At 68.9% G+C, this 6850-nt stretch carries 5 protein-coding genes; 4 read left to right on the top strand and 1 reads right to left on the bottom strand.

Going from position 1 to position 6850, the window contains the following annotated elements; translation table 11 throughout:
• Positions 1–3: 3 nt before the first annotated feature.
• Entirely contained in the window at positions 4–246 is a 243-nt protein-coding gene (locus tag HY703_09070; GenBank protein ID MBI4545333.1) for a type II toxin-antitoxin system HicB family antitoxin, read from the bottom strand.
• A gap of 349 nt (positions 247–595) precedes the next feature.
• On the opposite strand from HY703_09070, the gene HY703_09065 reads away from it, so the two are divergent.
• The 4 genes from HY703_09065 to HY703_09050 form a co-directional block, all read left to right on the top strand.
• The gene (locus tag HY703_09065; GenBank protein ID MBI4545332.1) at positions 596–1348 is read left to right on the top strand and encodes a TetR/AcrR family transcriptional regulator; all 753 of its coding nucleotides are present in this window, start codon (positions 596–598) and stop codon (positions 1346–1348) included.
• 56 nt (positions 1349–1404) lie between these two features.
• Positions 1405–3060: a TolC family protein gene (locus tag HY703_09060; GenBank protein ID MBI4545331.1), complete on the top strand. Its 1656-nt coding sequence runs from the start codon at positions 1405–1407 to the stop codon at positions 3058–3060.
• Positions 3057–4160: an efflux RND transporter periplasmic adaptor subunit gene (locus tag HY703_09055; GenBank protein MBI4545330.1), complete on the top strand. Its 1104-nt coding sequence runs from the start codon at positions 3057–3059 to the stop codon at positions 4158–4160. Before HY703_09060 ends, HY703_09055 begins: the two co-directional genes overlap by 4 nt.
• The coding region (locus tag HY703_09050; protein MBI4545329.1) for an efflux RND transporter permease subunit at positions 4157–6850 on the top strand (2694 nt) is incomplete at its 3' end. The genes HY703_09055 and HY703_09050, both read left to right, overlap by 4 nt.

The following is a 6850-nucleotide window of genomic DNA, read 5'->3' as shown; positions in this document are numbered from 1 at the left end:
GCTTCACACGGTCTCTTTCAGGGGATCAGGCAGCGGTTCAGGATTCTTGGGCGCGGGAACGCCGTCCGCGAGGAGACTCTCCAGATAACCCCGAATAGCGTCCCGTGCCATTTCCCGCGCTTCCTCTAGCGTGTCTCCTTCAGTGACGAGCCCTGGCAGCCCGGGACAGGTGACGACGTATCCGCCTTCGGCCGCAGGCTCGAAAATGCAAGTGTAGCGGTAAGTTTCCGGCATCGTTTTCTCCATCCTGAGTCCCCGCATGGTAATAATTTTAAGACATCGGTCGTGAACTGGTATATCGCCGGAGCAATGAAGGGCACGCCCAGGTACGCCGCCTTCCCCCACCACAACGCCACCGACTCCACGCGGAAGCAATACATCCAGGAAAAGGCGAGCAGCCACCAGCCAATCGTCAGGGCCGTCAGGAAAAAAGAAATGCTGTGACTTCTGCCATATTACCGCGCTGCCCGCGCCCGGGCAATCCGGGCAACGTCGCTCTTGCGCCAGTTTCTGAACGGCGTTAATTTCGTGGCCGCCGTTTATGACGGGTACGGGTACGGGCAGGGGAGGCCGTGGGCCGGCCAGCAGGAGCGCCATGGGGATTGCGGAGCGGAGAGAGCGGGAGCGCGAGAACGTGCGCACGCGGATCATCGAGGCGGCGCGCGACATCGTATCGGAGCAGGGGCTGGAGGCCCTATCGATGCGCGGGATTGCGGAGCGGATCGAGTATTCGCCTGCGACGCTGTATCTGTATTTTCGGGACAAGGAGGAGCTGCTGCGCACAGTGGTGGTTGAGGGGTTCGAGCGGCTGGTGGCCGGCATGCGTGCGGAGATTGCGGGGTTGGGCGAGGATGCCGGGCCGGTGGAGCGGTACACGGCCACGGGCCGGGCGTATGTGTGCTTTGCGCTGGAGAACACGGCGTATTTCCGGGTGATGTTCGAGCTTCCGACGTGTGCCCAGATGGAGTGTCCGCCGCCGGACTCGGGGGACACGCCGCTGACGCGGGAGCAGTCGTGGGGGTTCGTGGTGGGGCTGTTGCGGAGCGCCGTGCAGCAGGGGCTGCTCTCGGTTCCGGATGTGGAGCGGGGCGCGCTGGTCGGCTGGGGACTGGTGCACGGGCTTACGTCGTTGTTCCTGGCGGGGCATCTGGCCGAGCGGGTCCAGACACGCGAGGACTTTCTGCTGTTGATCGAGGAGGCTATGGGCGGGCTGTACTCGGGTTGGCGGCCGGCTGGTGAGGCCAGGGGCGCGGCGACGGCGCGGCGCAGGGGAGCGGAGCGAAAGGGACGCAGGGAGGCAGGCGCTGCCGCGTCGGGTCTCGAAACCTCAGGCGCCAGGCGGTCGTAGTGGGCGGCGGGCGCACATCAATTCGTCCCCTTTTGAAGAAAGAGGCAGGCGGTCAGGTGAGCAACGGGACCTTGCATGGAGTCAGCCGGGCCGGCGTGCTGCTGGGGCTGCTGGTGCTGGCGACGGGCATGCCGCTATGGGCGCAGGGTGGTGCTGCGCCCGGGACGCGGGTACTGACGCTCGAGTCGGCGCTGCGGCTGGCACTCGAGCGGAACCACGAGCTTCGGGATGCACGCCTGGGGCTGGAGGGTGCGGGCAGCCGCGTGGCGGAGGCGTGGAGCAGTGTCTTCCCCAGCCTGGACCTGGACGCGAGCTACACGCGGAACCTGGCGGTTCCCGCGACTTTTCTGCCGCGCATCTTCGTGGATCCGGAAGCTGACCCGGACGAGTTGATTGCTGTGCGCTTTGGCGCCGACAACAGTTGGGGCCTGCAGCTCAGGGCGGAGCAGCCACTGTTCGACCCGGCGGTCTTCGTGGGGGTGGGCGCGGCGAGCCGCTATCGTGCCTGGCAGGAGGAGCTGGTGCGTGGGCGGGCGCAGCAGGTGGCCACGCGGGTGCGGCTGGACTACTACGCGGTGCTGCTGGCGCAGGAGGGGGTGCGGCTGAGCGAGAACAGTGTCCGCCGCGTGCGGCAAGTACTGCAGGAGACGCGGTCCATGAACCGGGCCGGTCTCGCTTCGAGCTACGACGTGCTGCGCCTCGAGGTCGAGCTGGCCAATCTCGAGCCCAACCTGCGCCGCTCGGGCAACGCCGTCGCCGCGGCCAAGCGCGTCCTCGCCGTGGACCTGGCGCTGGGGGGCGCCGACTCGCTCGAGCTGGCGGGGTCGCTCGCGGAGCTGGCGGCGGCGCCGCTGGCCGCTGCCTCCGGGTCGCCGCCGCCGCCCGACCGTTCCCTGGCTGCGTCGGCGCCCGTGTCCGGGCCGGGCGTGGCGGGCAGCTACGCGGGTACGGGTACGGGTACGGGTACGGTTGAGGAAGTGGCCGCAACCGACACGGGAGCGGGAGTGGCAGGGGGAGTGGTAGCGGGTGCGCAGGCGGATCCGGAGTGGGGGAGCGATGCGGCGCGTTTCGACGACGTCGTCCTCGAGCAGGCGCTGGCGAGCCGGTCGGACCTGCGGCAGCTCGAGCTGCTGACGCGGCTGCGGGCGACGGAGCTGCGCCTCGAGCAGGTCGAGTACCTGCCCAAGGTCTCCCTCTTCGGCGTCTATTCGGTGAACGCGCAGCAGAACGGGGCGCCGAACTTTTTTGGCGAGTCCTCCGCGCAGCGGGCCTACGGCCGGCAGATCGGCGTGCAGGTCTCGCTTCCGCTCTTTGCCGGGTTCCGCCGTCCGGCGCGCCTGGAGCAGAAGCGAGCCGCGCTGCGGCAGGCGGAGACGCAGCGCGAGCTGGCAGTGGCGCAGGCCTCGAGTGAAGTCCGGACGTTGCGCGAGCAAGCCGAGGAATCGTGGCAGCGGCTGGAGGCGCAGCGGCTGGCCATCGAGCAGGCGCGGCGCGGTTTCGAAATCGCGAGCGCGCAGTATCGCGAGGGCGTGGGCAGCCAGCTCGAGGTCACCGATGCCGAGCTGGCGCTGCGGCAGAGCGAGTTCAACCTGGCGGAGGCGGGTTACGATTACCTGGTGGCTCGCGCCCGTCTGGATGCGGCGCTGGGCAGGGTACCGATGGTCGACACGGGCGCGCAGCTCGCCCTCAACCTTGAGAGAACAATCCCATGAAGCGGGAGCGCAGGTGGCTGATGCTGGCCGGCGGCGCCGGTCTGGCTGCCGCCCTGGCAGCGTGCGGCGGTGGCAGCCAGGCCAGGGACAGGGCAGGGAATGCGGATACGCCGGGAGCGGCCGGCACCCGGGTGGTGAACGTCGAGGTCGCCGCGGTCGCGAAAGAGTTGTTCAGGGAGCAGGTGCGCGTGACCGGGACGGTCCAGGCGCAGCGCGACGTCACGGTGGCGGCGGAGGAGAGCGGGGTGGTGCGCGGGCTGCACGTGGAGAAGGGCCGGGTCGTGACGGCCGGCCAGCCGCTGGTGAAGATCGATGACCGGCTGCTGGGCGCGCAGGCGCAGCAGGCGGCCGCGGAGGCGAAGCTGGCGGCGGAGACATACGAGCGGCAGCGTCGCTTGTGGGAGGAGGAGAAGATCGGGTCGGAACTGGCCTACCTGAAGGCGCGCTACGGCGCCGAAACGGCGGAGGCCAGCGCCCGCGTCCTGGCCACCCGGCTCGAGCGCACCGTGGTGCGCGCACCCATTGCCGGCGTCCTCGATGCCCGTTTCATCGAGATCGGCTCGATGGTCGGGCCCGGCACGCCCGTGGCCCGGATCGTAGACATGGACACCGTCAAGGTGGTGGCCGGCGTGCCCGAGCGCTTTGCCGGCCAGATCCGGCCGGGCGCGGAGACGCGCATCGACTTCGATGTGCTGGGCGGCCGCGAGTTCCACGGCCGGATCGCCTTTGTGGGCGGCGCGCTCGATGAGCAGAGCCGCACCTTCCCCATCGAGGTCGTGGTACCCAATCCCGGCAGCGTGATCAAGCCCGGCATGGTCGCCAATGTCAGCGTGGCGCGGCGCACGCTGGAGGCCATGGTCGTGCCGCAGGACGCCGTGCTCCGGGGCGAGGACGGTTACTTCGTCTACCTCGCCGTAGCGAGGGATGGCGTGCTGCGCGCCGAGGCGCGGGCGGTCGTGGTGGGCGCGTCGCACAGCGGCCGGGCCGCTATTGGCTCCGGGATCGAGCCCGGCGAGCAGGTCGTGGTCGTGGGCCAGCAGCAGGTCGCGGCGGGCGACCTGCTCAAGGTGGTCGGTGGGGCAAAACGGAGGCCGGAATGAGCGACGGCGACCTGCGGCTGGTCGGCGGCGCTCCGGCCTCCCCCGTGCCACCCGAGCGGGACGCGGCGGGCGCGGGCGCGGGCGCGGCATCAGTCGAGCCGGCGGCCGAGCCGGCGGCGCGCGGCCACGGCAGGGAGCGCAGGTTCCGGCTCACGGCCTTCGCGCTGCGCAACCGCACCGGCGTGCTGGCGCTGCTCTTCGTGATCGCCGTGCTGGGGATCCTGGCGTATCGCTCGGTCCCCAAGGAGGCCAGCCCGGAGATCACGATTCCCATGATCTCGATCTCGACCGTGTACTCGGGCGTGGCGCCCAAGGACGTCGAGACCCTGGTCACGCGCGTCATCGAGGAGGAGCTGAACGACATCCCGGACCTCGAGGAGCTGAGCTCGACATCGGTCCAGGGCTACTCCAACGTGCTCGCCGAGTTCGACACCGATATGGACATGGGCGAGGCGCTCGAGAAGGTGCGGGAGAAGATCAACCTGGCCAAGCCGAAGCTGCCGCGTGATGCCGAGGAGCCGGTGCTCACCGAATTCAACTTCTCCGAGTTCCCCATCATGCAGGTCAACATCTCGGGGGAGTACGGCCTGGTTCGGCTCAAGGAGATCGCGGAAGAGCTGCAGAACCGCCTCGAGCAGATCCCGACCATCCTGCAAGTGGGGCTGTCCGGCGGGCTCGAGCGCGAGGTGCGCGTCGAGGTCGACCTGCCCAAGCTCAAGTTCTACGGCATTGCCTTCGACGACGTGATTGATGCCATCCGCGACGAGAACGTGACCGTCCCCGGCGGCGGCATCGAGGTCGGCGCGCAGGAGTACCTGGTGCGGGTGGCGGGCGAGTTCCAGGATCCGCGCATCATCGAGGAGCTGGTGGTCGCGACCAGGGACGGCCGGCCCATCTACATACGTGACGTGGCGCACGTGGACTTCGGCTTCAAGGAGCGGGACAGCTACGCCCGGCTGGACGGCAATCCGGTGGTCACTCTGGACATCGTGAAGCGCTCGGGCGAGAACATCATCGAGACTGCCGAGGCGGTGAAGGCCACCATCGCCGGCATGCAGCCGCTCTTCCCGCCCAGCACGGTGGCGAAGATCACCTCGGATCAGTCGGAGGACATCCGCAGCATGGTCAGCAGCCTGGAGAACAACATCATCTCGGGTTTGCTGCTCGTGGTTGCCGTGCTCCTGTTCTTCCTCGGGGTGCGCAACGCTTCCCTGGTGGGCGTGTCCATCCCGCTCTCCATGCTGCTCTCCTTCCTGGTCATGAAGACGCTGGGCTACTCGATGAACATGGTCGTGTTGTTCTCGCTCATCCTGGCGCTGGGGATGCTGGTGGACAACGCGATTGTAGTGGTCGAAGTCGTATACCGTCACATGGAGCAGGGGTATGACCGCTTTACTGCGGCGCTGCGCGGGACGAGCGAGGTGGCCATGCCCATCATCGCTTCCACGCTCACCACGCTGGCCGCCTTCTTCCCCCTGCTGTTCTGGCCCGGCATCGTGGGCGAGTTCATGGCCTTCCTGCCGCAAACGCTGATCATTACGCTGTCCAGCTCGCTGTTCGTGGCCCTGGTGATCGTGCCCGTGCTGAGCGCGCTGCTCATGCGGCTGGAGGGGCAGCCGGCGGCGCCGCTGACGCGCGCGGGTCGCCTGACGCTCATGGCCGCAGCAGTGCTCGCCTTCCTGGCGGTCGCGGCGTCCAGTGTGCTGGCCGCGCTTCTGCTGGCCGGCACCGCCGCCGGCCTGGTGCTGCTGCACCGCCGCGTGCTGGCCGGCGCCGCGCGGTTGTTTCAGCAGCGGGTGCTGCCCCGCATCATTGCGCGCTACGAGCGCGGCCTGCGCTGGGCCCTCGGCCACCGGGCGCTGGTGCTGGGCGGTGCGGCGGGCATCTTCATCGCCACGGCCGCACTTTTTGGCGCCTTCAACGCTGGCATCGAGTTCTTCCCCGAGACGATCCCGCCCTCCGCGGTATACGTTCGGGTCGATGTCCCGAGCGGGACCAGGGTCGATTTCACGGATGGCATCACCCGCCGCCTCGAGTCGCAGCTCCCGTCCATCGCGGGGCTGCGTGACGCCGAGTCCGTGGTCGCCACCGTGAGCCAGTCTTCGGGCGGCGGTCCCTTCAGCAGCGACCAGGAAGGCGCGATTGCGGTCAGCCTGGTAGACTACGAGAAGCGCACGGCGGACGCCTTCGCGACGCTGCGCGAGATGCAGCAACGGCTGGGCGCGGGCATTGCCGGTGCGGACATCAAGGTCGAGAAGCCGCAGGATGGCCCGCCCAGTGGCAAGCCGGTCACCATCGAGATCGCGGGCGAGGAGAGTCATCGGCTGAAGCAGCTCGCCGACAGCGCCATTGCCATTCTCAAGGCGGCGCCGGTCTATGCCCGGCTCGAGGGGCTGGAGAGCGATCTGGCGCGCGGCCGCCCCGAGCTCATCGTCGAGGTGGACCGCGAGAAGGCGGCGCTCTACGGCCTGTCCACGGTCGAGATCGGCAACACGGTGCGCACGGCCATCCAGGGTAGCGAGGCCGCCAAGTACCGCACGGGCGATGACGAGCACGACATCGTCGTGCGGCTGGCCGAGCCGTACCGCCGCGACCTCGAGTCGCTCGAAGACCTGACGGTCATGGAGGAGGGACGGCAGATCCCGCTGCCGTCTGTGGCGCGCTGGTACGTGGCCGAGGGGTACAGCACG

Source organism: Gemmatimonadota bacterium (assembly GCA_016209965.1).
In the GTDB taxonomy this organism is placed as follows: domain Bacteria; phylum Gemmatimonadota; class Gemmatimonadetes; order Longimicrobiales; family RSA9; genus JACQVE01.
Note: the sequence above shows the minus strand (reverse complement) of the source record. Positions and strands in the feature narration are given on the sequence as shown.